This window comes from Streptomyces sp. NPDC002403, assembly GCF_053593015.1.
In genome coordinates, this window is record NZ_JBSFBQ010000048.1 from 33091 (window position 1) to 57968 (window position 24878).

At 68.3% G+C, this 24878-nt stretch carries 21 protein-coding genes and 4 pseudogenes; 8 read left to right on the forward strand and 17 right to left on the reverse strand.

What is annotated here, in order from left to right; genetic code table 11:
* The first annotated feature begins 106 nt into the window (after positions 1-106).
* On the forward strand, positions 107-913 hold the full coding sequence (locus ACWCPY_RS34285) for a GOLPH3/VPS74 family protein (RefSeq protein ID WP_451271644.1): 807 nt from the start codon (positions 107-109) through the stop codon (positions 911-913).
* A gap of 327 nt (positions 914-1240) precedes the next feature.
* Here ACWCPY_RS34285 and ACWCPY_RS34290 read toward each other — a convergent pair whose 3' ends face one another.
* Positions 1241-1846: a helix-turn-helix domain-containing protein gene (locus ACWCPY_RS34290; protein WP_451271646.1), complete on the reverse strand. Its 606-nt coding sequence runs from the start codon at positions 1844-1846 to the stop codon at positions 1241-1243.
* 144 nt (positions 1847-1990) lie between these two features.
* On the opposite strand from ACWCPY_RS34290, the gene ACWCPY_RS34295 reads away from it, so the two are divergent.
* Positions 1991-2983 carry an alpha/beta fold hydrolase gene (locus tag ACWCPY_RS34295; RefSeq protein WP_451271648.1) on the forward strand — a complete coding sequence of 331 codons (993 nt, stop codon included), beginning with the start codon at positions 1991-1993 and terminating at the stop codon, positions 2981-2983.
* 79 nt (positions 2984-3062) lie between these two features.
* Here ACWCPY_RS34295 and ACWCPY_RS34300 read toward each other — a convergent pair whose 3' ends face one another.
* The 4 genes and pseudogenes from ACWCPY_RS34300 to ACWCPY_RS34315 all read right to left on the reverse strand — a co-directional run bounded on the left by ACWCPY_RS34300 (position 3063) and on the right by ACWCPY_RS34315 (position 4971).
* Complete coding sequence (locus tag ACWCPY_RS34300) at positions 3063-3254, reverse strand: hypothetical protein (protein WP_451271650.1); 192 nt, start codon at positions 3252-3254, stop codon at positions 3063-3065.
* 171 nt (positions 3255-3425) lie between these two features.
* Positions 3426-3968: a DUF4232 domain-containing protein gene (locus ACWCPY_RS34305; RefSeq protein WP_451271652.1), complete on the reverse strand. Its 543-nt coding sequence runs from the start codon at positions 3966-3968 to the stop codon at positions 3426-3428.
* A gap of 306 nt (positions 3969-4274) precedes the next feature.
* A pseudogene (locus ACWCPY_RS34310) lies at positions 4275-4502 on the reverse strand (IS5/IS1182 family transposase); the annotation flags it as partial.
* 37 nt (positions 4503-4539) lie between these two features.
* On the reverse strand, positions 4540-4971 hold the full coding sequence (locus ACWCPY_RS34315; RefSeq protein WP_451271654.1) for a DUF7878 domain-containing protein: 432 nt from the start codon (positions 4969-4971) through the stop codon (positions 4540-4542).
* A 344-nt stretch (positions 4972-5315) separates the two neighbouring features.
* On the opposite strand from ACWCPY_RS34315, the gene ACWCPY_RS34320 reads away from it, so the two are divergent.
* Positions 5316-5465 (forward strand): hypothetical protein, encoded by a 150-nt coding sequence (locus ACWCPY_RS34320; RefSeq protein WP_451271656.1) that lies wholly within the window; start codon positions 5316-5318, stop codon positions 5463-5465.
* 115 nt (positions 5466-5580) lie between these two features.
* Here the strand turns inward: ACWCPY_RS34320 and ACWCPY_RS34325 are convergent, their stop codons facing one another.
* Genes ACWCPY_RS34325 through ACWCPY_RS34340 form a run of 4 tightly spaced genes read right to left on the reverse strand, consistent with a single transcriptional unit; the run spans position 5581 to position 10173 of the window.
* Positions 5581-6939, reverse strand: a complete 1359-nt coding sequence (locus ACWCPY_RS34325; protein ID WP_451271658.1) for a GH1 family beta-glucosidase — start codon at positions 6937-6939, stop codon at positions 5581-5583.
* A 42-nt stretch (positions 6940-6981) separates the two neighbouring features.
* Positions 6982-7821: a carbohydrate ABC transporter permease gene (locus tag ACWCPY_RS34330; RefSeq protein ID WP_451271684.1), complete on the reverse strand. Its 840-nt coding sequence runs from the start codon at positions 7819-7821 to the stop codon at positions 6982-6984.
* 22 nt (positions 7822-7843) lie between these two features.
* Positions 7844-8842 carry a carbohydrate ABC transporter permease gene (locus ACWCPY_RS34335; protein WP_451271660.1) on the reverse strand — a complete coding sequence of 333 codons (999 nt, stop codon included), beginning with the start codon at positions 8840-8842 and terminating at the stop codon, positions 7844-7846.
* A 14-nt stretch (positions 8843-8856) separates the two neighbouring features.
* The gene (locus ACWCPY_RS34340; protein WP_451271662.1) at positions 8857-10173 is read right to left on the reverse strand and encodes an ABC transporter substrate-binding protein; all 1317 of its coding nucleotides are present in this window, start codon (positions 10171-10173) and stop codon (positions 8857-8859) included.
* A 183-nt stretch (positions 10174-10356) separates the two neighbouring features.
* Here ACWCPY_RS34340 and ACWCPY_RS34345 point away from each other — a divergent pair, with 183 nt between their 5' ends.
* Positions 10357-11667 (forward strand): ROK family protein, encoded by a 1311-nt coding sequence (locus ACWCPY_RS34345; RefSeq protein ID WP_451271664.1) that lies wholly within the window; start codon positions 10357-10359, stop codon positions 11665-11667.
* Positions 11668-11776: 109 nt separating this feature from the next.
* Here the strand turns inward: ACWCPY_RS34345 and ACWCPY_RS34350 are convergent, their stop codons facing one another.
* From ACWCPY_RS34350 to ACWCPY_RS34365, 4 genes and pseudogenes are all read right to left on the reverse strand, one after another.
* Positions 11777-12796, reverse strand: a complete 1020-nt coding sequence (locus ACWCPY_RS34350) for a LacI family DNA-binding transcriptional regulator (protein ID WP_451271666.1) — start codon at positions 12794-12796, stop codon at positions 11777-11779.
* Positions 12797-13004: 208 nt separating this feature from the next.
* Positions 13005-14084 carry a DUF1996 domain-containing protein gene (locus tag ACWCPY_RS34355; protein WP_451271668.1) on the reverse strand — a complete coding sequence of 360 codons (1080 nt, stop codon included), beginning with the start codon at positions 14082-14084 and terminating at the stop codon, positions 13005-13007.
* Between the two features lie 112 nt (positions 14085-14196).
* Positions 14197-16283 (reverse strand): annotated as a pseudogene (locus tag ACWCPY_RS34360) (discoidin domain-containing protein).
* Between the two features lie 313 nt (positions 16284-16596).
* Positions 16597-18801: a discoidin domain-containing protein gene (locus tag ACWCPY_RS34365; RefSeq protein ID WP_451271670.1), complete on the reverse strand. Its 2205-nt coding sequence runs from the start codon at positions 18799-18801 to the stop codon at positions 16597-16599.
* A gap of 839 nt (positions 18802-19640) precedes the next feature.
* Here ACWCPY_RS34365 and ACWCPY_RS34370 point away from each other — a divergent pair.
* Together ACWCPY_RS34370 and ACWCPY_RS34375 are read left to right on the forward strand one after the other, a co-directional pair.
* Positions 19641-19970, forward strand: coding sequence for a hypothetical protein (locus ACWCPY_RS34370; RefSeq protein ID WP_451271672.1), 330 nt, complete (start codon positions 19641-19643; stop codon positions 19968-19970).
* Between the two features lie 72 nt (positions 19971-20042).
* Positions 20043-20288 (forward strand): annotated as a pseudogene (locus ACWCPY_RS34375) (transposase); the annotation flags it as partial.
* Positions 20289-20321: 33 nt separating this feature from the next.
* Here ACWCPY_RS34375 and ACWCPY_RS34380 read toward each other — a convergent pair.
* Together ACWCPY_RS34380 and ACWCPY_RS34385 are read right to left on the reverse strand one after the other, a co-directional pair.
* Positions 20322-21335 (reverse strand): BtrH N-terminal domain-containing protein, encoded by a 1014-nt coding sequence (locus tag ACWCPY_RS34380; RefSeq protein ID WP_451271674.1) that lies wholly within the window; start codon positions 21333-21335, stop codon positions 20322-20324.
* A complete protein-coding gene (locus ACWCPY_RS34385) occupies positions 21332-22138 on the reverse strand; it encodes a MerR family transcriptional regulator (protein WP_451271676.1) in 807 nt (268 codons plus the stop codon). Before ACWCPY_RS34385 ends, ACWCPY_RS34380 begins: the two co-directional genes overlap by 4 nt.
* Positions 22139-22822: 684 nt before the next feature.
* Between ACWCPY_RS34385 and ACWCPY_RS34390 the strand changes: the two genes are divergently transcribed.
* A complete protein-coding gene (locus ACWCPY_RS34390; RefSeq protein ID WP_451271686.1) occupies positions 22823-23698 on the forward strand; it encodes an aminoglycoside phosphotransferase family protein in 876 nt (291 codons plus the stop codon).
* Between the two features lie 127 nt (positions 23699-23825).
* On the opposite strand, the gene ACWCPY_RS34395 is transcribed toward ACWCPY_RS34390, so the two are convergent.
* Together ACWCPY_RS34395 and ACWCPY_RS34400 are read right to left on the reverse strand one after the other, a co-directional pair.
* Positions 23826-24023, reverse strand: coding sequence for a hypothetical protein (locus ACWCPY_RS34395; RefSeq protein ID WP_451271678.1), 198 nt, complete (start codon positions 24021-24023; stop codon positions 23826-23828).
* Between the two features lie 24 nt (positions 24024-24047).
* Positions 24048-24362 carry a hypothetical protein gene (locus ACWCPY_RS34400; protein WP_451271680.1) on the reverse strand — a complete coding sequence of 105 codons (315 nt, stop codon included), beginning with the start codon at positions 24360-24362 and terminating at the stop codon, positions 24048-24050.
* A gap of 173 nt (positions 24363-24535) precedes the next feature.
* Here ACWCPY_RS34400 and ACWCPY_RS34405 point away from each other — a divergent pair.
* Positions 24536-24878 (forward strand): annotated as a pseudogene (locus ACWCPY_RS34405) (DUF4232 domain-containing protein); the annotation flags it as partial.

Genomic DNA, 24878 nt, shown 5'->3' on the forward strand with positions numbered 1-24878 from the left:
CCATGCCGAAGGACGCAGGGCATGGCCGGTCGGGGAAGCCGGCTCGGTAGGTCCGCGGAGTGCTGAGTGCTCCCCTTCGCGGCAGGCCGCGCCTACGCTGGCACGTATGACCATGGGGGACGAACTGCTCCTGCTCGCGATAGTGCCGGGCAGGCGGCGCATACGGATACGGGGCGGGGACCGGATCCGGTTCGCCCTGCGGGCCTCGGAGTTGGCGGATCTGGGCCTGGCCGGACGGATCGCCGTCGGGCCCCGGCGGATCGAAGTGGTGGACCCCCGGCCCGTCGAGGACCGCCGCCTGAGCAACGTCCTGCACACTCTCGGCGCGGCTGCTCCCCCGCCCGACCTCAAGGACTGGCTGCGCCGGACACCGCGCTCCCTGACCGTCGAGTACCTCTCCCGGCTGCAGGACCAGAAGGCGGTCCGTGTGCGTAGGTGGCGCGACTCCAGCGGCCGTACCCGCCACGACATTCTCTCTGTTGACCTGCCGCGCCGCCGGGCAGTGCTGACCCGCCTCGACAGCGTGGTCCGCTCCGGCTCCGCAAGGTCCACCGCCGACCACGACCTCACCCTCGCCGTGCTCGTCCAGGCCGCGCGCCTCGCCGCTGCCGCCTATCCAGGACTGCGCGGCATCACCGACCGCCGCCGTATGGCCGCCCTCGCCACAACCCGCCGTCTCGCCCCCGCAACCGCCGAAGCGGCCCCGGTGGCCGACGAGGAACTCGCTGCGGCACTGACCGCCGGCGCCGATGTTCTCACCCGCCAACTCCTCGGCGAGCTCCGTGACCTCTACGCCGACTTCACCACCGGCGGCCACGGCATCGGCCACAATCTGGACCCGGGCAGTTGGTCCGAGGGCGGCGCAGGCCACCACGGCACCGGCCACCACGGCGGCGGGCACGCAGGCTGGTGACACCGACAGCCGGAGCCGTGCGACTCCTGACCGAGCCCGGACCCGGCGCGGCGGGCCGTGGGTCCTGATCCAGGCGATCAGCGTACGGACGCCGATCGGTTCGGTGTCGAGCAGGCCAGGTCAACCGCCCCGACCGCGCCGAAGGCCGCCGTATCGGCAGGTCAGACCCCATCGACGCCTACGCCGCCGCCCGCGCCTCACTCTCCGGGTGCGCGGCCGGCACACCCAAGGACGAGACCGTCACCGGCGGACGCGCGCTCCGCAACGCCGCCCGGTCAACGGTCAAAGCCCGCACCGACGGCGCTGCGCACCGCGCTCCGGATGCTGTTACCCGCGCCCGGCTGTCGGCGGGGTGCGCCGTCGCAGGCGCTCTCCTTGCGGCCCGAACATGATCAGGTATTCCACCGGTCCGCCGGGGCCGGCGTTCGCAACTCCGTGGGCAGAGCGTGTGTCGAACTCGGCGAAGTCCCCGGCGCCCAGGACGAGGTCCTGCTCGCCGAGTGCCAGCCACAGTCTTCCGTACAAGACGCACACCCATTCGTACCCTTCGTGGGAGACCTGCCGCGGCCGCGTCGGCGGTACGTCGACAGCGGGCAGAACGTGCTTGTGGGCGTGCAGGCCCCCGACGTATTTGGTCAGCGGAAGCACCGTCTTGTTGTCGCCGGAACGCCGCGCCACCGGGGTGCGCGAGCTTGCCCCTGCGGCGGGTGCGGTGCCGGCCAGCTCGTCCAGCGAGGCGTCGTACGCCTTCGCCAGCTGCAGAAGCACCTCCAGAGTCGGCTTGCGCCGGCCGGTCTCGATCCGCGACAGCGTGCTCAGCGAGATGCCGGTCGCGCAGCTGACGCCGGTGAGCGTGGCACCGCGCTGCTCGCGCGCAGCCCGCAGCCGGGGGCCCATGGCCGCCAGCGTGTCGGCTACGGCGTCATCCGTCATCGTCGTCCGCCTCTCTCTGCCCATGCCGTCCTCACCGTCATGTCCTGCAAGTTTGCCAGATTGGCAAGGCTGATCGCGTGGGGCGGTCGCCCCGTCGCATGATCAGTGTGCAACCGCGGCCGCCCGTGACCCGAGGAGAAGCCCATGCACCAGCCCCTGCCGTCCGCCGGACTACGCCACCGCACCATCGAGACACCCGCCGGGCGACTGCACCTGGTCGAGCAGGGCACCGGACCGCTGGTCCTGCTTGTCCACGGTTTCCCCGAGTCCTGGTACTCCTGGCGCCACCAGCTCCCGGCCCTCGCATCAGCCGGGTTCCGGGCCGTCGCGCTCGACGTGCGCGGCTACGGTCGCTCCTCCAAACCCGCCGCTGCGAAGGCCTACCGGATGCTCGACCTGGTGGAGGACAACGTCGCCCTCGTACGCGCCTTGGGTGAGGAGACCGCAGTGGTCATCGGCCACGACTGGGGGTCCAACATCGCAGCGACCTCCGCTCTGCTCTACCCCGAGGTCTTTCACGCCGTCGGTCTGTTGAGCGTCCCCTACGCCCCGCCGGGCGGCCCCCGTCCCACCGACCTCTTCAGTCAGATCGGTGGCCCTGAGCAGGAGTTCTACGTCTCGTACTTCCAGGAGCCAGGCCGCGCCGAGGCGGAGATGGAGCCGGACGTCCGGGGCTGGCTCGCGGGCTTCTACGCGGCGCTGTCCGCCGACACCATGCCCGCCCGGGGGGAGCCCGACCCGCACTTCGTGACCCGCAACGACGGTCGGATGCGTGACCGCTTTCCCACCAACACGCTCCCCGCCTGGCTGAGCGAGGACGACCTTGACGTGTACGCCGGGGAGTTCGAGCGCACCGGTATGACCGGGGCCCTCAATCGTTACCGCAACATGGACCGCGACTGGGAGGACCTCGCACCACACTACGGCGCCCCGATCAGACAGCCGTCCCTGTTCATCGGGGGCGCGCTGGATGCCTCCACGACCTGGATGGCCGACGCCATCGATGCCTATCCGGCCACCCTCCCCGGACTGGTCTCCTCCCACGTCCTGAACGGCTGCGGGCACTGGATTCAGCAGGAACGTCCCTCAGAGATCAACCGTCTCCTGACCGACTGGCTCGCATCTCTTCAGAACTGAACCACCGGGCCGACTGTCTCACGCGCCGCTGTGGACGGGCAGCAGCCGGACCGCTCCATGGCCGCCACGCGCCAGCCCATCAGGCGGTGTCGAACCCTGACCACAGGATCCCCTCGATGCCCTGCTCACGCAGGATGTCGTACCAGAGCACGGCGACGTCCCGGTCGCCCGTTGCCGGGACGGACTGGATCAGCGGCTCGACATCGGCAAGAAGCTCCAGCCGACGTCGAGGCCCTCCTGGATCTCCCGCTGGAGGTCGCGGTTTGTTCACGGGGCCTCAAGAGCTGATGCCGGAAGCCCAACCTCCAGCCCCCGACGGGAAGGCCGGGCGTGCCGTGTGTCGGACGTGACCACCGCACCCCCCGGAGGCTTCAGCCCGTTCCGGAAGTCCTGCGGTGGCCACCAACGACGCCGAAGGGAGGCGCAGAGGCTGTCCAGTTGGCTACAGCCCGACCGGGTTGAGGTAGGTGGCCGGGCGGGTGGCGCCGTCCTGCTTGAGGATCTGGCCGCCAAAAGGCCACTTCAGGGTGAAGAACTTCGTCTCGTTCGGCGGAGTGACCAGGAACTTCGCCGGAACGAACTTTTCCTTCTGCGGCGTGGACTTGGCCACCGGGAGCAGGTTGATGCTGAAGTCCACCGTGTCCCCCTGATTCAGGATCATCTTTTCGGGCTTCCTGGAGGAGCGCGCCAGCGACCAGGTGCCGTCGGTGTTCTGAGCGCCGATCATGTCGACACCGGCGTAGCCGGACAGGGTGCAGGTGCGATTGCTCCGGTTGGTGAACCAGATGTACGCCTGAGTCTGCTTCCTGGTCTGCTCCATCTCGGGCTTCGCGTCATCCCCCATGGCGAAGCCGGCCTTCAGGTCGGCGGTGTGACAGCGGGTCGGCGCGGCCGTGGCGGGGGCGGCCGAGGCCGGGTTGGCGGCAGCGGCAGTGCCGGCGACGACGACGGCCGCAAGGGCCACGGCGGTCAGCTTGCTCTTCATGAAGTTTCGCGTTCCCCTCGCATAGGAATCGGCGCGCGAGGTCAGTGCGCGCCTGCGCACATGAAGATGTGCAATGACCGAGGCAGGTTCGGTGTGCCGGAGGACCTTTTGCCGACGGCCAGGCTCCCGACCGTGGCCGCGTACAGGAACTCATGCGGTGCGGGCCCGTTGCAGCGTCGTAGGGGGCACCGCGACGGCCCGCGACGCGCAGCGTCCGGTGCAACGCAGCGGGACCGACGGTGGTCGCGTGCGATGTCCGGGGGCTGGGACGCCGGTGGACGGTGCGTCTGGACACCGCCGGCCGGCGATGACGCCCTGGCAATTGATGGAATGCCGGTAGTTCTTGGACTGCTCCGCCACTGTGTGGTCCCGGGTGGGCATCAAACTGCCGTCCGCGATGAGTACGGTGTCCTTGCGGATCGCGCCCGCTCCGTCGCGCCGCAGCGCGGTCACCGGTTTGACGAACCGGCGCGGGCCCAGCCCGGTGAACGGGCCTGTCCAAGACGGCTCTGAAGCCGTGGTCACACCAGCCACATCGTGATCATCCCGTCCCAACCGGACGGAAGCGCCATCAGACCTCTGGGATGAAGGACGGCTCGATGCCCATCGCAGCGACGCCCTCACGCACGGAGCGGTCGAACTGCTCGATCTCCGCCACGAGAACATCCCGGGCGACGGGCGAGGTCCAGTAGTCGGGCGTGAAGTTGGAGCCGATCCGCCAGCCTCCGTCGGAGCTCATGATGCGGATCAGTCCCGCATCCGCTTGCATCGAGTCGAACTCGAAACCCTCCTGGCCGGCGGCCGGGCTCCGGAGCCAGAGCGCCAGGTGGTACGCAAGCTCGGCCACGGGAAACGCCTCCTCGGACCACACCGCCCTCCCCTCTTCCCAGATGGACAGCTCTGCCTCGATGTCGAGGAGAAGGACCTCCAGCGGCGCCTCGTGCGGGGCGAGACCGCGCCGCGGCAGATCCGACAGTCCAAAGTTCCGGCAGACGAACCGCACCGCTCGGCCTCCATGAAATCCGAGGCCCACTACATATCAGGGCCGCCCAAATGCGGACAACCGCACCAAGTCATGCCAGGCATCCTACTCGGCGCACCATTCGCGGGACATCGCTTGGGCGCTGGGTGAAGCCCTGGAAGTACGCCGTCGTGGCGGCCCGTGCATACCTCTGACACTTCGGGTCCGTCGCCGGATCCGCGGTGGTTCGAGGCAAGTGCACGACCGTCGTCTCTGGCGTGACACGCTCCGGGTCCAGCTGCATACCCATCCCCGACCATCTGGAGCCGGTGTTGAGACAGCCGACTGAGAGAGCGAGACACCGTCTCGCGTCGACCGCCGAAGTCGTGGCGGCCACTGTGACGGCCATCCTGGTCGTCGCACTCGCCATCCAGCACGAGACCGTGCTCGCCGTCGTCTTCGGGGTGGGCTCCGCCTCGTTCGTCGTCGACGCGCTACGCCGGATCCGTAGAAGCTCACGAGCAAGGACAGACTGAATACACCGGGGTACCCGCCACGAGGCGGGTACCTCGGCGCCTTTCCTCGACATCGATGCCAGGCACCTTCTCTCGTCGCCGAGGGACGGCCGTCGGGTGTTCGGCCCTTCCGTGGTCAGTCGGCGGCGGCCTCCCGGTGGGCGCGGATGATGTCCGCGTACCGCCTCCCGCTCGTCTTCATGGTCCGCTTCTGCGTGGCGTAGTCGACGTGGACCAGTCCGAAGCGCTTGTCGTAGCCGTAGGCCCATTCGAAGTTGTCGAGCAGGGACCATGCGTAGTAGCCGGCGAGCGGGACACCCTTGCGCAGGGCACTGGCGCAGGCCGCGAGGTGCTGCTCCAGGTAGCGGGTGCGCTCGGGGTCGTCGATCCGGCCGTCGGGGCCGATGGTGTCGGGGAAGGCCGAGCCGTTCTCGGTGACGTACAGGCGGCGCACGCCGTAGTCCTCGGTGAGACGCAGCAGGAATGTCTCCAGGCCGTCGGCGTCGATCTGCCAGTCCATGCCGGTGCGGGGCACATCGGGGAGGCGCACTTCGCGGGCGTACGGGACGGGCCCCGCCGGGTCGTCGGAGACCGTGACCGGGAAGTAGTAGTTGAGGCCGTGCCAGTCGAGAGGGGCGCCGATCGTCTCCGGGTCACCGGGCCGCTCGGGGAGCTCGACCCCGTACAGCTCGCGCATGTCGGCGGGGAAGCCGCGGCCGTACACCGGGTCGAGCCACCAGCGGTTGGTGTGGCCGTCCATGCGGGCGGCCGCCTCGATGTCCTCGGGTCGCGTCGAGGCGGGCGCGACGGTCGAGTGGTTGGTGACCAGGCCGATCCGTGCGCCCGGTGCCGCGGCGCGGACGGCCTGCGTGGCGAGGCCGTGGGAGAGCAGGAGGTGGTACGAGGCGCGGACGGCGGCCGTGAGATCGGTCAGGCCGGGAGCCATCCGCCCTTCCAGGTGGCCGATCCATCCGGAGCAGAGCGGTTCGTTGAGGGTGGCCCACTGGGTGACGCGGTCGCCGAGCCGTTCGGCGACGACGGAGGCGTAGGCGGCGAGATGTTCGGCGGTCTCGCGTACGGTCCAGCCGCCGCGGTCCTGGAGCGCCTGCGGCAGGTCCCAGTGGTAGAGGGTCACGGAGGGGGCGATTCCGGCGTCGAGGAGTCCGTCGACGAGCCGGTCGTAGAAGTCGAGTCCGGCCTTGTTGACGGGGCCGTCGCCGCTGGGGAAGACGCGGGGCCAGGCGACGGAGAGCCGGTACGCGTCGGTGCCGAGTCCCTTCATCAGGGCGATGTCCTCGGGCCAGCGGTGGTAGTGGTCGCAGGCGGTGTCACCGTGGTCGGCGTTGTCGACCGCGCCCGGGACGCGGGAGAAGGTGTCCCAGATGGAGGCGCCACGGCCGTCCTCGGCCACGGCACCCTCGACCTGGTAGGCGGACGTGGCCGTCCCCCAGGCGAAGTCGCGGGGAAATGCGGCAAGGTCAATCGGATCGGACACGGGGAACCTTTCGGAGAGGCAGGAGGAGTCCGCTCATGGGCGTCACTTGACCGCGCCTGCGGTGAGGCCGGTGACGAGGTAGCGCTGAAGCAGCAGGAACCCGGCGACGACGGGCACGCTCACCACGAGCGAGGCGGCCATCACCTGGTTCCAGTAGACGTCGTTCTGGGTGGCGTAGCCCTGAAGACCGACGGCGAGCGTCCGGGTGGTGTCGTTGGTCATGACGGAGGCGAAGAGGACCTCGCCCCAGGCTGTCATGAAGGCGTAGACGGCGACGGCGACGATGCCGGGGACCGCGGCGGGCACGATGACCCGGAAGAGCGCTCCGAGCGCGCCGCAGCCGTCGACCTTGGCGGCCTCGTCGAGGTCGCGCGGGACCGAGTCGAGGTAGCCGATGAGCATCCAGATCGAGAACGGCAGCGAGAAGGTCATGTAGGTGAGGATCAGACCGCCGCGCGAGCCGAAGAGCGCTATGCCGGTGGCGTTGCCGATGTTGACGTAGATGAGGAAGAGCGGCAGCAGGAAGAGAATGCCGGGGAACATCTGGGTGGAGAGGACGGTCACGGTGAAGGTCCGTTTGCCGCGGAAGGAGTAGCGGCTGACCGCGTACGCGGCGAAGATCGCGATCACGACGGAACAGACGGTCGCGGATCCCGCCACGACCAGCGAGTTCACGAAGTAGTCGGCGAGCGGGACCGTCTTCCAGATGTCGCGGTACGGCGTGAGGGTCAGCCCGGAGGGAATCCACTGGAACTTCCCCGAGACGTCCTCCAGCGGCTTGAGGGAGCTGGAGACCATCACGTACACCGGCAGCAGCACGAAGCCGGTGAGCAGGGTCAGGAAGATGCGCCGGGTCCACAGGAAGGAGCGGGGTGCCGCCATGGGCGAACGCGGCCTGACGTTTCTAGACATCGGTGGCCTTCCTTCCCCGGGAGGTGACGAACAGGTAGACGCCCGTGACGACGAGCAGGAACAGCAGGAGCAGCACGGACATGGCCGAACCGGTGCCGAAGTTCCAGGTCTGGAACGAGGACTGGTAGATGTGCAGGGAGATGAGGTCGGCGGCCTCGGGGGCCGCCTTGCCGAAGAGGACGAAGGGGGTGTTGAAGTCGTTGAACGTCCAGAGGAACAGCACCAGGACGAGGACCTGGTTGACGGAGCGCAGTGACGGCAGGGTGATCCGGCGGATCTGCTGCCACATGCCCGCGCCGTCGAGGGCCGCGGCCTCGTAGATCTCCCGGGGGATGTTCTGGAGGCCGGCCATCGTGGTGAGGAAGGCGAAGGGCCAGCCCTTCCACACGGAGACGACGAGCAGGGTGATGAAGCTGTTGTCCCCGATCAGCCAGAACGGCAGGCCGTCGGTGAGTCCGAGCTGGTCGTGAAGGACGTGGTTGATGAGGCCGTTGTCGCGCTGGAACATGAATGCCCAGGTGATGACGGCAGCGTAGACGGGCAGGGCGTACGGCACGAGGAAGATCGCGCGCAAGAGGCCCCGGCCGCGGAACGTCTCCTGCAGGAAGACCGCGGCGGCGGTGCCCAGCAGCCAGCACAGGCCGACCGAGCAGAGAGTGAAGAGGCAGGTCGTGAAGAACGACTTCAGCAGCGCCTCGCCGACCGGGGCGTCGAAGTCGACCGAGACGGCGTAGTTGTCCAGTCCGGCCCAGGGGGCGGTGCCCCAGTCGCGGATGTAGAACTGGGTGAGCTCCTTGAAGCTCATCACGATGCCGATGAGCATCGGCACCAGGTGTACGAGGAGTTCCAGGACCAGGGCGGGCAGGAGAAGCAGGTACGGCAGACCGATGGCCCGCAGCCGCCCGGGGCGGCGCCTGCGGGGCGCCGTCCCGGGAAGGGCCTGCTGCCCGGTCCGCCCGCCGGTCGTGTCGATGGCGGTGGTGGTCGTCATGATGGGCGTCGGGCTCACTTCTTGGGCATCTGCTGCTGGGCCTTTTCGAGCTTGGCCCTGACCGAGGCGGTGGTGACGGGGCGGCCGGCGGCGGCGTCGGCGAAGAGTTCCTTGACGGCAGTTCCGACAACGGTCTCGAACTGGGACTCTTCGGGGACCTGCGGCAGGGCTGAGGCGCTGGTGCGGAGCGTGTCGCGCAGAACTCCCAGGGCGGGTGCGTCGAAGGCGGGGTCCAGCTGGGCGATCTTGACCGGCGGAATCGAGCCGTAAGCCTTGTTGAGGATCCGCTGCTCCGTGTCGCCGGTCATGAACTTCACGAACTTGAGGGCCCCGTCGATGTTCTTGGTGTTCTTGAAGACCGCCATGTTGATGCCGGCGACCATGGAGTTGGTGGACTTGCCGGGACCCGGTGTGCCGGACTGGACCGGCGCCGCCGCGACACCCCAGTCGTCGTCGTTCATGCCCTGGGCCTTGAACGTGGCGGAAGCGGTCTGCCAGAGAACCATGGCCGTCTTGTTCTTGGCGAAGTCGCTGAGGGACTGGTTCTGGGCGTACTCGGCGTTGCCGGGGGCGACGATCTTGTCGGCGGCCATCAGGTCGACGTACTGCTTGACGGCGGCGACGGCTCCGTCCGAGGTGAAGTCGGCCTTGCCGTCGGAGGTGAAGAAGTCGGCGCCGTGCTGCTTGCCGAGGACGAAGACCTGGTGGATGTTGTTGGAGAGGTTGGAGCCCTCGACGCCGATGGCGGACTTGCCGTCCTTGCTCAGCTTCTTGCCGGTGGTGACCAGCTCGTCCCAAGTCGTCGGCGGCTTCTCGATGCCCGCGTCCTTGAACATCTTCTTGTTGTAGTAGAGCGCGTAGGCCATGGAGTAGAGCGGAACGGCGGCGGGGTCCTGGCCGTCGGTGCCGGTGGAGCCCAGAGCGGATTCGACGAAGCGGTCCTTGCCCCCGATGGCCTCGAAGTTCTTCGCGTCCCAGGGCAGCAGGGCGCCGCTGGACTGGAGGGACGCGCTCCAGGTGTTGCCGATGTTGAGGATGTCCGGGCCCTGTCCCGAGGTGGTAGCCGTGAGGATGCGGTTGAGCAGGTCGGCCCAGGGCACGACCTCCAGCTTCACCTTTATGCCGGTCTGCTTCTCGAACTTGTCGAGTTCGGGCTGGAGGACCTTCTTGTCCACCTCGATGCTCGCACCCTGGTTGGACGCCCAGTAGGTGAGGGACTTGGGCTGGGAGTTGGACCCCGACCCGCTCGTGGAGCCACCTCCGCAGGCAGCCGCCGTGAGGACGAGGGAGAGGGTGACGGCACCGGCAGCTGCGACTCTGATCCTGCGCATGATTTCAGAGGCCTTTCATGGAGTCCTGGAAGCCGGGGAGGAGAGGGCGCAACGTCCCGCGTTCAACCTCCGAAACCCGCTCCCGACTTAATTTAGATCGTGATTTAAACCTCAAGCGAAGGTGGCGTCAAGAGGCTGGACAGGGGTATGTTGCGAGTCAGGAGCTAGCGAAGAGGGTGCTTGGTGACAGTTCGCGGTGGCCGGACAGTGCGTGACCTGCGGCGAGAGAACCGCACAGCGGTATTGCAGCGGCTGTATTTCGACGGGCCGATGAGCCGCTTCTCGCTGGGGCCCGCGACCGGACTGAGCTCGGGCTCGATCAGCAACGTGGTCACCGAACTCGTCGCGGAGGGCCTGGTCGAGGAGGCGGGCAGTGTCGACTCGGCGGGCGGACGCCCACGCACCCTGCTGCGGATCGCCCAGGAGAGCGCCTACATGATCGGCGTGGATGTCGGCGAGACCCGCGTCCGTGTCGAGCTCCTGGACATGGCGCTCACCGAACTCGCCCGCATGGAGATGCCACTGGAGGCCCAGGGCCCTCGTCAGATCGACCGGTACGAGGTCGGGGTCGTTGTCGGTCATGTCCGCGACGGCGTCAAGGAGGTCGTCCGGCAAGCGGGCATCGACCCCCGTCGTCTGCTCGGCGTCGGCGTCGGCGTGCCCGGCATCGTCGTACAGGACCCGGATGGCCTCGCCGTGGTCCATGGGCAGACCATCGGCTGGGACGCCGTCCCGCTGGAGCGCCTGCTCCGCACGTCCGTGCCACTGCCGGACTCGGTGCCCTACTTCATCGACAACGGGGCCAAGACCCTCGGCCAGGCCGAGATGTGGTTCGGGGCCGGGCGGGGTGTACGCAACGCGGTGGTGGTGCTCTTCGGCTCCGGCGTCGGCGCCTCGGTCGTCTCGGACGACCTGCGGACCGGGCGGGCCCTGGAGTGGGGCCATCTGACCGTACGGGTCCGGGGGCGCCGCTGCCGCTGCGGCGCCCAGGGCTGCCTGGAGGCGTACGCGGGCGCCGAGGCGCTCCTGGAGCGGTGGCGCGAGGCGGGCGGTCGGCCGCCGGCCGACGCGGACGAAGAGACCGCCCTGACGTCGATGCTGGCCGCCGCCTACCCGGCCGATCCGGAGTCGGAGGCGGACACGAGGGCACTGGCCGTCCTGGAGGAGACGGCCGAGTATCTCGGAGCCGGGTTCGCCGACCTGATCAACCTCTTCCAGCCCGAGCGGATTCTCGTCGGAGGCTGGGCCGGCCTCCAGCTCGGCACCCGCTTCCTGCACACGGTGCGCGAGTACGCCCTCTCCTACGCCCTCTCCTTCCCGGCCTCCCGCGTACGCATCGACCTCGGCACCCTCGGGCCGGACGCCGTCACCGTCGGCGCGGCGATCCTTCCGCTCGCGGACTTCTTCGCCCACGGCGGCCGCCGGGAACCGGCGGACGCGACGGAGACGGCCCCGGCGTGGCGGGAGGCGCTGAAGGAACGGACGGCCCGCTGAGGGCCATAGGTGGAGGGAACAGGACTTCGCTCGTCGACGCAGGGGGGCGGAGCATCGCGTCGGTCACGGCACGGTCCAATCCGGTCCGGTCAGGTCAGGTCAGGTCAGGTCAGGCCGATTCCCGTACGACAAGCTCGGGTTCGAAGACCAGATGCGTCGGGCCGGCCACCGAACCCTGGAGCTGCCCCGCCAGGAGTTCCGCCATCGCCGCGGCCATCTCCTCCACGGGCTGGCGCACCGTGGTCAGCGGCGGCCGGCAGGTCACGGCGACGCTGGAGTCGTCGAAACCCACCACGGCCACGTCGTGGGGCACGCGCAAGCGCCGGTCGCGCAGGGCCTGGCACGCTCCCTGGGCCATCAGGTCATTCGCTGCGAAGACCCCGTCCACCTCCGGGTGCCCGGCAAGCAGCCGGAGCATCGCCGCCGCGCCGCTCTCGACCGTGAATCCGCCCTCCGCCACCGCCGGCCGGATCCGCCCGGCGTGTTCCAGGGCATCACAGAATCCGGACAGCCGGTCCCGGCCGGCCGGGAGGTCCTGGGGGGCGCAGATCGTCGCGGGGTGGCGGCATCCTCGGTCCAGCAGGTACCCGGCGGCGAGCCGCCCGCCCGCGTAGTGGTCCACATCCACGGAGCTGACCTCGGGCCCGTGCGGGGAGCGGGCGAACAGCACGAGCGGAATCTGCGCGTCACGGAGCATCTGCGGCAGCGGGTCGTCTGCCTGGATCGAGACGACCAGCGCACCGTCCGCGCTTCCCTGGCGGAGGTAGTCCACGACCTGCCGCCTGGCGCTCTCGGACTCGGCGAGCATCAGCACCGGGTGCATCGCGCGCCCGCGCAGGTAGGCCACTGCGCCGCTGACGATCCGGCCGAAGAAGGGGTCGGCGAACACCCGGGCGGCGAACTCGTCCCCCGCTCCGGAGATGAGCAGCGCCACGGTCTCGGCACGCCTGGTCACGAGTGATCTGGCCGCACCGTTGGGGGTGTATCCCGTGCGTTCGACAGCCTGCCGTACGACGTCCTGGAGCGCGGGGTCGACATTGCGCACCCCATTGACGACGCGGGAAACGGTCGCCCTGGAGACGCCCGCCTCGCGCGCCACGTCCTCCAGAGTCGGTCCCCGCCTGTTCACTCCCGCACTCTAACGTGCTGCTTTCCCGTACCTCGCGTCCCCTCGGACCGGGCCGCCGCCCACGGGCGGCTCCGTCGGAAGGAGCGCATCCGTCCGGTCGGAAGCGGTGGGGTGACGTGCCGGGCCGGCCCTGCTCTCCGGGTTCCGGCAGGGGCCCGGCCACCCCGACGGGCGGGGCGGGCCGGGCCGCGGTGGGGCTCCGGACGACTCAGGGCAGCCGGTAGTCCTCGTTCAGGACCGCGCCGCGCTCGGGGTTCGTCTCGTCATAACCGCGCGGGTCGCACTGCAGGCCGCCCACGATGCAGTGGTCGACCATGGCCTTGAGAGTGCGCTCCTCCCAGGCGCTGAAGAAGTCGTAATGAAAGGAGTAGCCACGACCGCTGGCCAGCCGGACGTTCGACATGTCGCCGTCGACCGGGAAGGCCATCTTGAACTCGATCATCGGCAGTGCGACCGGGTGGTCGGCCGGGCACACATTGTCGTTCGTGCCCGCCTTGACCACCGGATAGGCCATGTGGCTCTGGTGATCGGGCGTGTCCAGATACAGGCCGTCCCAACAACTGGGCGCCTGCATACGGATGTTCACCTGGGTGCCCGTCGGACACTGCTTCGGGAAGTCGACGTTCTTGAAGTCGTCCCCGCACTCCCAGCCCTCCACCCAGCCGGGGTGGGCCCGGAATTCCTCCGCGCTCTGCATCGGGTTGCCGACGACGAATCGCAGCCCCTTCGGGAAGGGCCGCACACTGGTGTAGTCGGTCACACCGGACTTGTAGTAGATGGTCTGGGGACCCGTGGGCAGCACCTTCTGGTCGCCGTTGAACATCGACGGCATCCAGTAGGCGGAGGCGTCGGCGGGCGCCAGGCAGGCGGTGTCACCTCCGTAGAGGGAGTCGGTGACACTGTTCGCGTTCGTGGACGTGTTGCCCATGAACGTGTGGTCGTGCGACTTCCCCGGCTGGCCGGGGAAGACGATCGGGTCGTCCGGAGCGGTGTGGGTCGCGGAGCAGTGGGCCTGGAACTCGTGGAAGTACCGATGGGGCGGATTCGCGGTGGACGGCGTCACGCCGGTGATCTGCGGAACCGCGGGGATGTAGCCGTCCCCGTCCACGTCGTCACCCGATGCCTTGAGGGACGGGGTCATGATGTGTCCGCCGTGGGCCGCTGCGGCCGGGGGCGGGGCGTCCTTGCCCGGGTCCGCGGCGGAGGCGATGGTGCCGATGCCGAGGAGACTGGCGACGAGGGCGGTGCCGAGGAGAAGTGCGGGGAGACGCTTGGGACTCGATCTCATGGGGGGGATCTCCTTGGGTGGGGTTCGCGCGCACGCGGGACGCGTCACACGCCGGTATGCGATGCGAGGTGGCGGAGCTTCGCCGTCGGCTCCGCCACCCGTCGCGGGGAGGTCAGCCGTAGACGCCGAATTCGTGGAGGGAGTAGCCCCACCCGGTGCCACGGGACGTCAGTTGGAGACGTACGTGGCGGGCCGCCGTATCGAGGCCGATCGTGTCGACATCCCCGTTGCCCGTGGTGGTGGAGTGGACCGTGCGCCAGGTGGAACCGTCGTCGGAGACCTGGACCTCGTAGGACTTGGCGTACGCGGGGTCCCACACCAGCTGGACCGTGCGAATGCTCTTGACCGCGCCGAGGTCGACCTCGATCCACTGGGGATCGCTCCAGTCGCTGGCCCAGCGGGTGTCGGCCCGGCCGTCGGTCGCCTGGGAGGGCAGGCAGGGGCAGTCGCCGTAGGCGGCCTGGTAGGAAGAGGCGGTGGTCGGCTGGTTGAGGGCCAGATTGGTACCGGCGACCGGAGGCGCGACGACCCGGACGGACTTGGTCTCGATGCCGGCGTTGCCGTGTCCGTCCTCGGCCTGGATGTACACCTTCCAGACACCGAGCTTCTCGGGAGCCGTGACGGCGAAGGTACCGTCGCCGGCAGCGCGCCAATTCGCCTCGACGAGCCGCTTGTCGCCGTTGGCGTAGTTTCCGCTCAGGTAGATCTTGGGAGTGACGCGGTCACCGTCGGGGTCGCGGATGTCGGCGCGGACGGTGAACTCGCCGCCGGCCGGGGTGGCGCCGGCTGAGGAGACGGTCATGTCGCTGATCACGGGCGGAGTGTTGTCACCGCTGGTGGAGCCGGTGTACGCCTTCTTGACGGCGTAGTACGACAGACGCCTCAGCCCGTCGGGCAGCAGGTTGAACCAGACTCCGCCGAAGTCGTGCTCGGTGCCGTAATGGAACATCGTGGCACCCAGGGCGACGCCCTGGTGGCCGGTGATGCAGTTCCATGCCTTGGTGTATCCCTCGGCCTTCTGTACGTCAGTCGGCTCGTCGGGGATGCCGTTGGCGTCGTCGGGCATCTCCCATTCGCCCGCCGGACCCGTCTCGGTGATGATGTACGGCTTGGTGTAGTCCCCGTCGATCCAGTCCTGGCGCACCTTGCAGAGACTGCCGTAGGAGTTCATGGAGTACAGGTCGAGGTCGGGAGCGTTGCGCTTGTAGTAGGGCCAGGCGCCGGTCCAGGCGTCGGTCGAGGTGACGGGGTGGTCGGGGTCGATGGCGTGGATCTTCTTGGCCACGTCGTTGACGAATCCGGTGTAGGCGTTTCGCTGGTTCTCCAGTGCTGTGCCGCTGTAGCAGTTCTGGAGTCCGAGACCGATTCGTTGCCGACGTTCCACATGAGCGTCGCCGGGTGGTTCTTGTACTCCTCCACCCAGCGGGCGAACTCGGTGAGCATGGAGTTCTTGTACGTGGTGTCGGTGACGTAATCGACGCAGCCGCCCGAACCGGGGCCACCGCCGGGCTGAAGCCAGAAGCCGTTGATGACCCGGATGCCCTGGGCTGCGGCCGAATCGAGGAGCGGCTTGGTGGAACCGTCGGTGCCCCAGGTGCGGATGGTGTTGACGCCCATCGACTTCACGTCGGGCAGGTACTTCGGGGCGTCGGCGATCGACGGGCCCCAGGTGAGTCCCTTGACGGTGTAGGGCCGGCCGTCCACGGTCAGCTGCCAGTTGCCCTGGGTCCCGGACACGCGGACGGTGCCGTTCGTGGGCTCGGGTCCGGAGCCCGCGTCGCCGTAGACCTGGAACTCCCACAGGGAGTAGCCGTAGCCGCCGGACCGGGCGACCCCTTGCATCCGGACGTAGCGTCCCGAGCCGGAGACGGCGATGTCGTCCGTGCCGCCGTCACTTCCGGTGACGGTCTTCAGGGTGCGCCAGTCGGAGCCGTTGTCGGACGTCTGGATCTTGTAGTCCTTGCCGTAGGCGGCCTCCCAGGTCAGCACGATCCGGCTCAGGTTCCGGCTCTCTCCCAGGTCGACCTGTATCCATTCGTCGTCACGCCACTGACTGGCCCATCGGGTGCCCGTGAGGTCTCCGTCGAAGGCGGCACCGGCGGAGAGGGCATCCCCTTCCTGGGAGGAAGCCGTGGCGGGGCGGCCCTGGGAGAGGAGCGTCTCCGCCGCCTGCGCCTGCTGGGGCAGGCCGAACGCCAGGGTCGAGACGACGACGGTACAGACCGTGGCGAGGGACAGACCTCCGTACCGGAATCGGGGGGCGAGGAGAGAGGTGGATCTTGACACGTGTGCTCCTGGATGGCTTGGGACGCCGCATGTGCCCGGCTTCACGGGCTGGGGCTCTGCGGTGTCTGCGGGGGGAAGGAGATGCACGATGGGCCTGGGGCCTGAGGCCTTCCGGGCCGGGGTAGCGGGGACAGGAACACCCGGCCCGGAAGGATTCGGTGTCCGCGCGGCGGGGAGGCAGGCACGGACCGGACCGGACCGGACCGTGCGGCCCGGTCCGGGCGGATCAGGGGAAGGAGACGACGGTGGAGGGGACGGTGGAGGTACCGGCCGGCACGGTCGACGCCCCGGTGTCATTGATCACGTGCTCGTAGTGGCCGTTCCCGCCGAGGGAGACCGTGAGCAGGCTGTGGAACTTCACACCCGGCTTCACCGGGGCCTTGAAGCCGTGGTCCTGACGGATCGTCGGGTCGACGTCGTAGTTGCAGTAGCTCCCCAGGCCCCACGCCTCGTGGGTGTTCACCGAGTCATCGACGCGGTATGCGGCGTAGCCCTTCGTGCTGCCGTTCTGGACAGCGGCCTGGTTGGGGGCGTCGTATGCCTTCTCGTTCTGATAGAAGATCGTGCGGCCGCGTTCGCCGTACCATTCGACGTCATACTTGTTGAAGTGCTCGACGAACAGGCCTGTTGCCAGAACGTCGTCGCCGTTGACGCGGACGCCGTAGTCGGCCCGGTTGGTCTCCCAGCCCACTCCCTCGCCATGGTCGGCACGCCAGACCCAGGTGTGGTCGACGATCGTGTCGTCGCTGTTGACGACCATGCTGGTGCCGGCCTTGCCGGCACCGGCGCCGCCGACACGGATGTACACGTCCTGGACAGTGGTGGGATTGGCCGCGTGATCGGAGGCGGCGCCCTGGGGGCCGACCTCCAGCAGCGTCGGTGAGTTGACCGGGCCCGCATCGATCAGGAAACCGGCCAGTCGGACACCGTCGACGTCGGCCACCTTCATGGCCGTCACCCCGTTGTCCGGGATGATGGTGGCGAGACCCAGGCCGAGCACGATCGTGTTCGCGCGGTCGACATTGATGGTGCGGTCGACGTGGTAGACACCCGGGGTGAACAGCAGGTGCAGCCCCTGGGCGAGAGCGGCGTTGATGGTGGCCGCGGTCGCCCCCGGCTTGACGACGTAGAAGCGGCTGAGCGGGATCGACTCGCCCTGCGGGGTCCCGTTGGCCCACGTGGTGCCGCGCGCGTTGACACGCTTGGCGGGGGCGAAGACCTTGTACTCGTTCCCGTCGAGGTAGAGGAAGGGCTTCTCACGGGAGACGGGGGTGGTGTCCAGCGTCGTGTACGGGGGCGTGGGGAAGCTCGTGGCAGGAGCGCCCTCGACGCCGGAGAAGGTCATGTTCCAGACGCCGTTGGTCCAGCCGCCGACCGAGCTGTCGCGGGTGTACCACTGCTGCTGCGAGTACGGTCCGACCGTGCCATCGATCTTCGAGTCGGCGATGTAGCCGCCGCTGGCCCAGCCGTACCCGTTCGGTGCGAGGTTCAGGCCGCCCTTGACATGCATCCGGCGGAACGAGGCCGCCTGGGAGACAGCCCAGCGGTCGGTGCCGTTGACCGGGTTGACGGCCAGGTTCTCGGCGGCACGCCAGAAGTTCTGGGTGGCGTTGCCGTTGAACCAGCCGGCGTCGACGGTCACATCCCCATTGATGGTGGTGTCGTCAGGGCGCAGTCCGAGGCCGGCGATCTGGGTGTAGAAGCCGATCTGGGCGTTGAGGCCGTTGTACGTGCCCGGCTTGAGCAGGAAGGCGTGCCGGCCACTGCCGAACTGGGCTGATTCCTGTTGCTTGAAGACCTCGTCGAGCTTGCCCTGGATGCCGGGCGTGGACGGGTCGAAGACGTGCACGTTGGGGCCGAGGTCACCGCCGCCCGGCAGCGTCGGACCACCGCCGTCACCGTTGTCACCGAAAACCTGGAACTCCCAGAGCGAGTAGCCGTACCCGGTCGCACGTGTCACTCCGTGCATCCGCACATAGCGGGCGGTGCCGGAGACCGGGACGGTCTCGGTGCCGCCGGCACCGTTCGCCGTGCTGTAGGCGGTCGTCCAGGTGTCACCATCGGTGGAGAACTCGATGCGATACGCCTTGGCGTAGGCCGTCTCCCACTGGAGCACGACCTGGCCGACCTCAGCGGGAGCGCCGAGGTCCACCTTCAGCCACTGGTCGTCGGTGGCACTGCTCGACCAGCGGGTCCCGTTGTCGCCGTCCACCGCGGCGTCTGCCGGAGTGCCGTAGTTCTCTTGGCTGGAGGCCGTGACCGGCCTGCCCTGGGACAGGAGCGTCTGGGCAGCTTGCGCCGCTCCGGCCGGGAAGGCCGACAGAAGGGCCGCCACCAGAGTGGTGACGATGCCACCGGCGAGGCCGCGCCGTACACGACGCCCGGCGGTCGCCGGAGGTGGTGGCGCGACAGGTATTCCAACTGCAGGCATGACGGAAGTCTCCTTGAAACAGAAGGGAAACGGGAGAGCGCTCTCCGGAACCTTGCAGGGACCTGCCAAGTGGCGTCAATACATCAGTCACTACTTTTCTTTTGTCTTGTATTAAGATCTTGGCTACCAGACGGAGGGCGCCACCCGCCTACACGGCACAAGGGAGGGCCGCGGCCGCCAGGTGGCGGGCTCGCGAGCGGGCTCCGTGCACTTCGGGCGGACTCCGGACCCCTGTCGTCGCCGTCGACGGATCCGGGAAGACCCGGATCGGGGTGGAAGTCGCGAGCCGACTCCCCGCGAAGCGCTGGACCTGGCCCCGGTCCCGATGCTCGACCTGCCGACCCGGATAGCCGGGGCGTGGCGGCGCGGCGCGTGGGCTGGGGTGGGGCGATGGTCGGGGTCTGCGGGCTGCCGGCCGAGGAGCCCGAGGAATTCCCTGCGCCATCGTCGCCGGTGGACTGGTGGGGTGGGAGCGAGGCCTGGATGTAGTGGCGGAGTTCGCGACGTACGCCTCGGCGGGAAGGGGGCACCGTGCATACTCATCGGTGTCCGGTCCGAAGTAGAACCAGACGGGCTTCCTCGCCCCGGAATCAGCCAACCCGGCGCCTGGCTGGCCGTCCCCGGCGCGGCGTACGAGGGCCTCTTCGAGGCCATGGGACTGCACGACCGCGTCCCCTGCACGATTTCCATGGGGCTCTCCGCCATGGACAACGACACCGCCGCGGTCGTGGACCCCGACGGCACGGAGCACGCTGCGTTCCGGGTGTTCGTCACCCCGGAGCTGGCGGCTGGCGGCTGGCGGCTGGCGGCTGATCTACGCAGACACACCGCTGGGCAGCATGAACTGGGACATGGACGAACTCCTCAGTCGCCTCAGTGCGGCCTGCGGCCAGGCCCAGTTCTACTGCCAGGACGAACACAGCGACTCGATGACCTGGTCGGTCGCTCTCAACGGCGTGCCGCGCCGCCGGTACTGGCGCAACGAGCACCCGGAGTGGCGGGGCGAACCCATGGACTGGGAGGAACCGCTCACCGACGACTCCGACTACGACCACGCCCCCACGCCACCATGGAACGCGACGTCAGCAACACGGCCTACTACCTCTCCGGCGATCCGGTCGAGGTCGGACCCACCACCACACTGCGCGGCCACGGCTGGCTCGCGGTGACTCGCGCGGGCGTGGGCCACGGAGCGTTCACTGGGGTAGTGCGCATCTGACTTATCGTGGCATCACCGCCATCCGGGGCGACTGCGCGTTCCCGACCGAACGGCTCTCGCCGGCGTCATGTATGCACTGCGGACCGGCATCGCTTGGCGGGACATTCCCCCGGAGAGCGTGGGCTGCTCCAGGGTGACGATCCGGCGCCGGCTACGGGACTGGACCGCGGCCTGCGACCGGCCACGCCTGCACGCTGTCCTGCCGAGCGAGCTGCGCCGCGCAGCCCTGCAGGGTCCTGCGGGCTCCAGAGCAGCGGTGATGTGCTGATTGCTTGAGGTCGCCAAGGTTTCCTGACGGCTGTCAGGGCCGGGTCCCTCTGGGGGTCTCGTTCCCCAGGCAGCTGAGCGCCTGCATGGCCTCTCGCTCGATACGTGAAAGTTCGCCGAGGACCGAGCCCGCCTGGACGAGACACTGCGCATTGTCCGATTCGCCAGCTTTCTTGATCAGCAATGCCGCTTCCGTCCACAGGCCGGCTGCCTCGGTGTACAACGTGTGGCCGGTGCGCAGATGGTTGCTGTCGAGCAGATTGGTGCATTCGGCGAGGAAGTCGCGGTAGAGGTTACGGAACAGGGCGCCGCCGGTGCCGGCCTTCTCCATCAGGAGGGCAGCCTGCGGCAGGTCCCGCTGCGGGGCGTCAGTGCGCTGGAGCCATGTACGCACCAGTTTTCCCGCCTTCTCCACGCCTCGGTGACCGAGGTTGGCAATGGGCGGGTTGAGGAAGGCGTCGGCGCAGGCGGTGATGGCGGGGACGATGTGCCCCTGTGGGGAGGGCGGGTTCCTCGGTACGGTGAGGGTGAAGGAGCGGTGCTTGGCGGTCATCGGGCCGCGCGCTGCCCTGGCCCGGGCGAGGCTGGTCAGGCTGGTGGATACCGCTCCGCCTTGCTGGTCGGTGTCCACCAGGTAGGCGTTGTCGTCGTCGTAGCCGTACATGGCTACGACGTGGCCACCGAAGTGGACGTTCGAGCCGAAGTAGTCCAGGTAGCAACTGTCGAGCTGCAGTCCGACCGGGCGGCCAGCCTCGATGGAGGCCACCACGTTGCCCCATGCCTTGCGCGGGGAGGTGGTCTCCTGGACCAGGAGCTCCAGCCCGAGTCCGGTTGCCAGGTTTCTGGTGAGGTCGAAAGGCTTGACCCGTCCCCCGAGGAAGGGGAAGCCCATGCTCTTGCTGTCCCAGTAGATGAAGGACAGACCAGAGCCGAGGCCGAACAGCATGGGCTCGGACAGATCAAGTCCTTGGTGCCGCAGCAACACCCCCAAGGCTGTCGTCTCGCAGTGCTGCGTACCCCGGGCATCGATGTCTATTACCTCGGTCATGCCACACTCTCCTGGACGGGGATGATCAGTCGGGTCATCAGTTCCTCTTGCGATGCCTCTGCCGGTCCGACGAGATACGCCTCGCGTACGGGTGTCCGCGGGTGCAGTCCACGCTCGTGGATGGCGGCGAAGAGCGCGTTGTAGGCCAAAGGGAGTTGTGCATAGGGCCCGATGTGCGTGGTCTCGGCAACGAGTCCGTCGGGCAGCACCTCAATATCCAGGCCGGGCATGGCTTCTCCTTGCGGGATCTGTGCTCCGACGGTGATCTCCATCCGCTCTTTCAGATCCAGCGGGTACAGCCCCCACAGCGGCGGCTCCCACGCGATTCCCGTCATACCGAGCACGGGCAGCAGTCGGCCTACGCACTCCTCGACCGTGCCTCCGATCCCTGCAGGGGTGCAGACGGCTCGCACCACTGCCAGTCGTCGCTCCGGCTCTCTGTTCATCGTCACCTCATAGCCGGGCAGACCGCCCTCCGCCAGCCGCTCCAGCAGCTCCAGCCGGACCTGGTCCCTGCTGATCCGCTCGGCCAGCCGGTCCCGCTCAGCGCGCAGGACCTGTGCCCTGCGCTCAGGCTCGGCAGTCAGCGCCTGGGCGATCACAGCCAAGGGAATGTCCGTCTCGCGGAGCAGGGCGATGGTCAGGGCATCACGCGCCTGTTCGGGCGCGTAATAGCGGTAGCCCGAGCTGACGTCCACGCGGACCGGGGCCAACAGCCCTATCTCGTCGTAGTGCCGTAGCTGCTTGACGCTGAGGCGGCACAGGCGCGCGAAGCGCCCTATGGTGAGAAGTTCTTCTTGCATACCATCATGCTGGACTCTCCCACGATGGGAGAGTCCAACGCTGCTTCAACGGGCTCAAGAACGTTCCACTCGCTGACGTCATCGATTCGGGAGTACAGGCCATACGGCTGGCAAAGCCAACCAAAATGGTGCCCGAAATCCCACAAATCGGGTGTCCTGTGCCGGTGAGAACCGATCGTTGTCGCCGAAGGCTAATGATCAGTGGGTGTGGGGCGTCGGCGGCCAATGGTTGGTAGCCACAAGCGACAGAAGGGGGAAAGCCACACCCGACTTCCCTGGGTGGGCCAGCCATACGAAGAGCTTGCCCGGTCTCGTGGAAGAACGTAGGGAAGGTTGAGCGCAGCTGAGACGTGACCGATTGGGGAGATGTGGGAGCGGCAGCTGCTTCGCACGAGGACAAGCGAGTGGCTCATCCCGGAAGTCACCCATCGTGACATCCTCGTCGGCCACGTGCCCAAGAGCAGCGACGACGCCCTCGCCGTCTGGGCCAACAACCACATCAACTCCCACAAATTCACTGCCATGCACGGCGTGCACCTCTACGACGCGTTGTTCCCCGGCGAGTCGATTCGCGCACCAGACGAAACCCGCTGCACTCACATCAGTCCGATCTGCCCCTACCGCTACAGCTACACCAGGACCGGGAGGGGCAGACTGGCCCGTATGAAACGGCTATGGGTGGATGTGGACAGCGTAACTACGCGGCTGGTTCGTCGATTCGGTCCACAGGTGGCCGAATGGTGCGCTGATACGCCGAATCTGATTGCACGGTTGACGTCCCGTTGGGACCTTTCCCTCGGTGAATCCCTCCCGGACGGCGCTTCGTCGGTCACGCTGCGGTGCCAATGGCCTGACGGCACGCCCGCGGTCCTGAAGATCAGTCCGGATCGAGCCCTTTTGGCCGAGCAGGTCGGAATGCTGGGGTGGTTCGCCGCCTCGGGCCGGGTGCCCGCTGTGCTGGCCGTCGACGAGTACGCGGGCGCAATGGTGTTGGAAGAGGTCGTGCCAGGAACGCCGGCGGAGGACATGCCTGCTGCTTCGCTTCCCGGGCAGTGGTCGGATCTGCTGGCCGCGCTGCACGGGGTCGCTCCACCTCCACGGCCGCCGCGTGTGCTGCGCGACCGGTGCGAGGAAGCCTTCGCTCGTGTCGGTAGGCGGCTGTCCGAGCCTGCAATCGGTGCACGTGTCGATGCCACTGTGTGGAGCAGGGCCATCCAGCGGTGTGAGCGACTGCTGGACACGGAAGAGACAACCGTGTTGCTCCACGGTGACCTGCACCTGGGCAACGTGCTCGACGGTGGCGTGGACCGCGGCCTGATGGCCATCGATCCGAAGGCATGTGTGGGTGATCCGTGCTTCGACGCTGTGGACTACGTCGTGGCCGGCGCCGGGATGGAAGGCGTCGAGACCCGCTGTGGGCGCGTGGCGGCAGCGTGCGGGCTCGATGGCGACCGGCTCCACGCCTGGAGCCGGGTGATCGCGCCGTTCGCGGCCATCGCCCACCTCGGTAGCGGTGGTGAGGAGCCGGTGATCGATGAACTGCTCGCATTGACCCGGTGAGAGCACCTGACATTTCCGAACGCCTCGCGCCTCGCACGCGCAGTCCCCGAGGCACAGGGCACGACCTAGCCTGGCCTGGCCCAACTTGCCCAGATGGTCCGTACGCCGGCGAAGGAAGTGATGGCCCTCAAACCGGCGGGTCGCGGAGCTCGACAAGCTCATAGAGGTCCGGCTTCGCGATCACCACACCTTCGAAGTTCTCACCAGTCTGCCCGGACTGGACGTCGTCCTCGACGCTGAGTCCCTGGCTGCCACCGGCGACGACATGAGTGCCTTCGGCGCCCCTGACCGCCTCGCCGCCTTCGGGGCGCTGGCGGCTTCGCACCGGTCCCCCACGACTCCGGCGTGATCAGCGGGAGCCTCGGTCCACAGGCTCGGCGCCAGAAGCTACGGCCACAACCGGGAACACCTGGACCGGTCCCGTCGCCACTGCTCCGGCGGCCGCATAGCGTCCGACGCACACCACCAGGCCGACATCGACGTCGCGGCGGCCAGGCGTGAAGAAGGCGGCTGCGGCCGCAACCCCCGCGGGCATCGAACCGCGGTCCGAGAACAGGCCGTTGGCAGTCCTGGGCATCGAGGCCCGGAAGGTGCTGGCGTACTGCACCGGCGGTGATCCGATGCGGCGGCCGGCGATTGCAAGCAAGTTCACTTCGGTGGACAAGATCCGGGTGGTCGAGCTCGGGCCAGGATGGTGATCGTTCGGTGGCGCCTTGGCGGACCGTGAGGTCGATACGCCTGTGACGGAACGAAGACGTCGCGGAGGACCGCCTGTGACTCGGTGCGGGATACAAATACTTCCGACCGCACGCACCGCGCTACTCCTGGGGGAACACCGTGAAGTACACCCGCATCACCGCTCTCGCCGCCATCGGCGTCGCCGCCACCCTCTCGCTCACCGCCTGCGGCAGCAACGACTCCGGCAAGGACGCGTCCTCCAAGAGCTCCTCGTCCTCGTTCTCGTCCTCGGACAGCGGCTCGAAGTCGCAGGGCGGCTCGGAGGCCATCAACGCGAAGTCCGGCTCCGGTGAGGACACCAAGGCAGAGGCAGCCGCGAACGGCGCGACGAAGACCGGCGGCAAGATCACGTTCTGCAAGACGAAGGACCTGGCCATCGACGCCACGGACGCCGCGCCCGACGAGGCCACCGGCAGGATCGACATCACCATGATCAACCGGG

Excerpts from the sequence above, each read along its gene's own strand:
- ACWCPY_RS34285 (WP_451271644.1), top strand. The coding sequence starts at position 107 with ATGACCATGGGGGACGAACTGCTCCTGCTCGCGATAGTGCCGGGCAGG.
- ACWCPY_RS34290 (WP_451271646.1), bottom strand. The coding sequence starts at position 1,846 with ATGACGGATGACGCCGTAGCCGACACGCTGGCGGCCATGGGCCCCCGG.
- ACWCPY_RS34295 (WP_451271648.1), top strand. The coding sequence starts at position 1,991 with ATGCACCAGCCCCTGCCGTCCGCCGGACTACGCCACCGCACCATCGAG.
- ACWCPY_RS34305 (WP_451271652.1), bottom strand. The coding sequence starts at position 3,968 with ATGAAGAGCAAGCTGACCGCCGTGGCCCTTGCGGCCGTCGTCGTCGCC.
- ACWCPY_RS34330 (WP_451271684.1), bottom strand. The coding sequence starts at position 7,821 with ATGGCGGCACCCCGCTCCTTCCTGTGGACCCGGCGCATCTTCCTGACC.
- ACWCPY_RS34335 (WP_451271660.1), bottom strand. The coding sequence starts at position 8,842 with ATGACGACCACCACCGCCATCGACACGACCGGCGGGCGGACCGGGCAG.
- ACWCPY_RS34340 (WP_451271662.1), bottom strand. The coding sequence starts at position 10,173 with ATGCGCAGGATCAGAGTCGCAGCTGCCGGTGCCGTCACCCTCTCCCTC.
- ACWCPY_RS34355 (WP_451271668.1), bottom strand. The coding sequence starts at position 14,084 with ATGAGATCGAGTCCCAAGCGTCTCCCCGCACTTCTCCTCGGCACCGCC.
- ACWCPY_RS34365 (WP_451271670.1), bottom strand. The coding sequence starts at position 18,801 with ATGCCTGCAGTTGGAATACCTGTCGCGCCACCACCTCCGGCGACCGCC.
- ACWCPY_RS34370 (WP_451271672.1), top strand. The coding sequence starts at position 19,641 with ATGAACTGGGACATGGACGAACTCCTCAGTCGCCTCAGTGCGGCCTGC.
- ACWCPY_RS34380 (WP_451271674.1), bottom strand. The coding sequence starts at position 21,335 with ATGACCGAGGTAATAGACATCGATGCCCGGGGTACGCAGCACTGCGAG.
- ACWCPY_RS34385 (WP_451271676.1), bottom strand. The coding sequence starts at position 22,138 with ATGCAAGAAGAACTTCTCACCATAGGGCGCTTCGCGCGCCTGTGCCGC.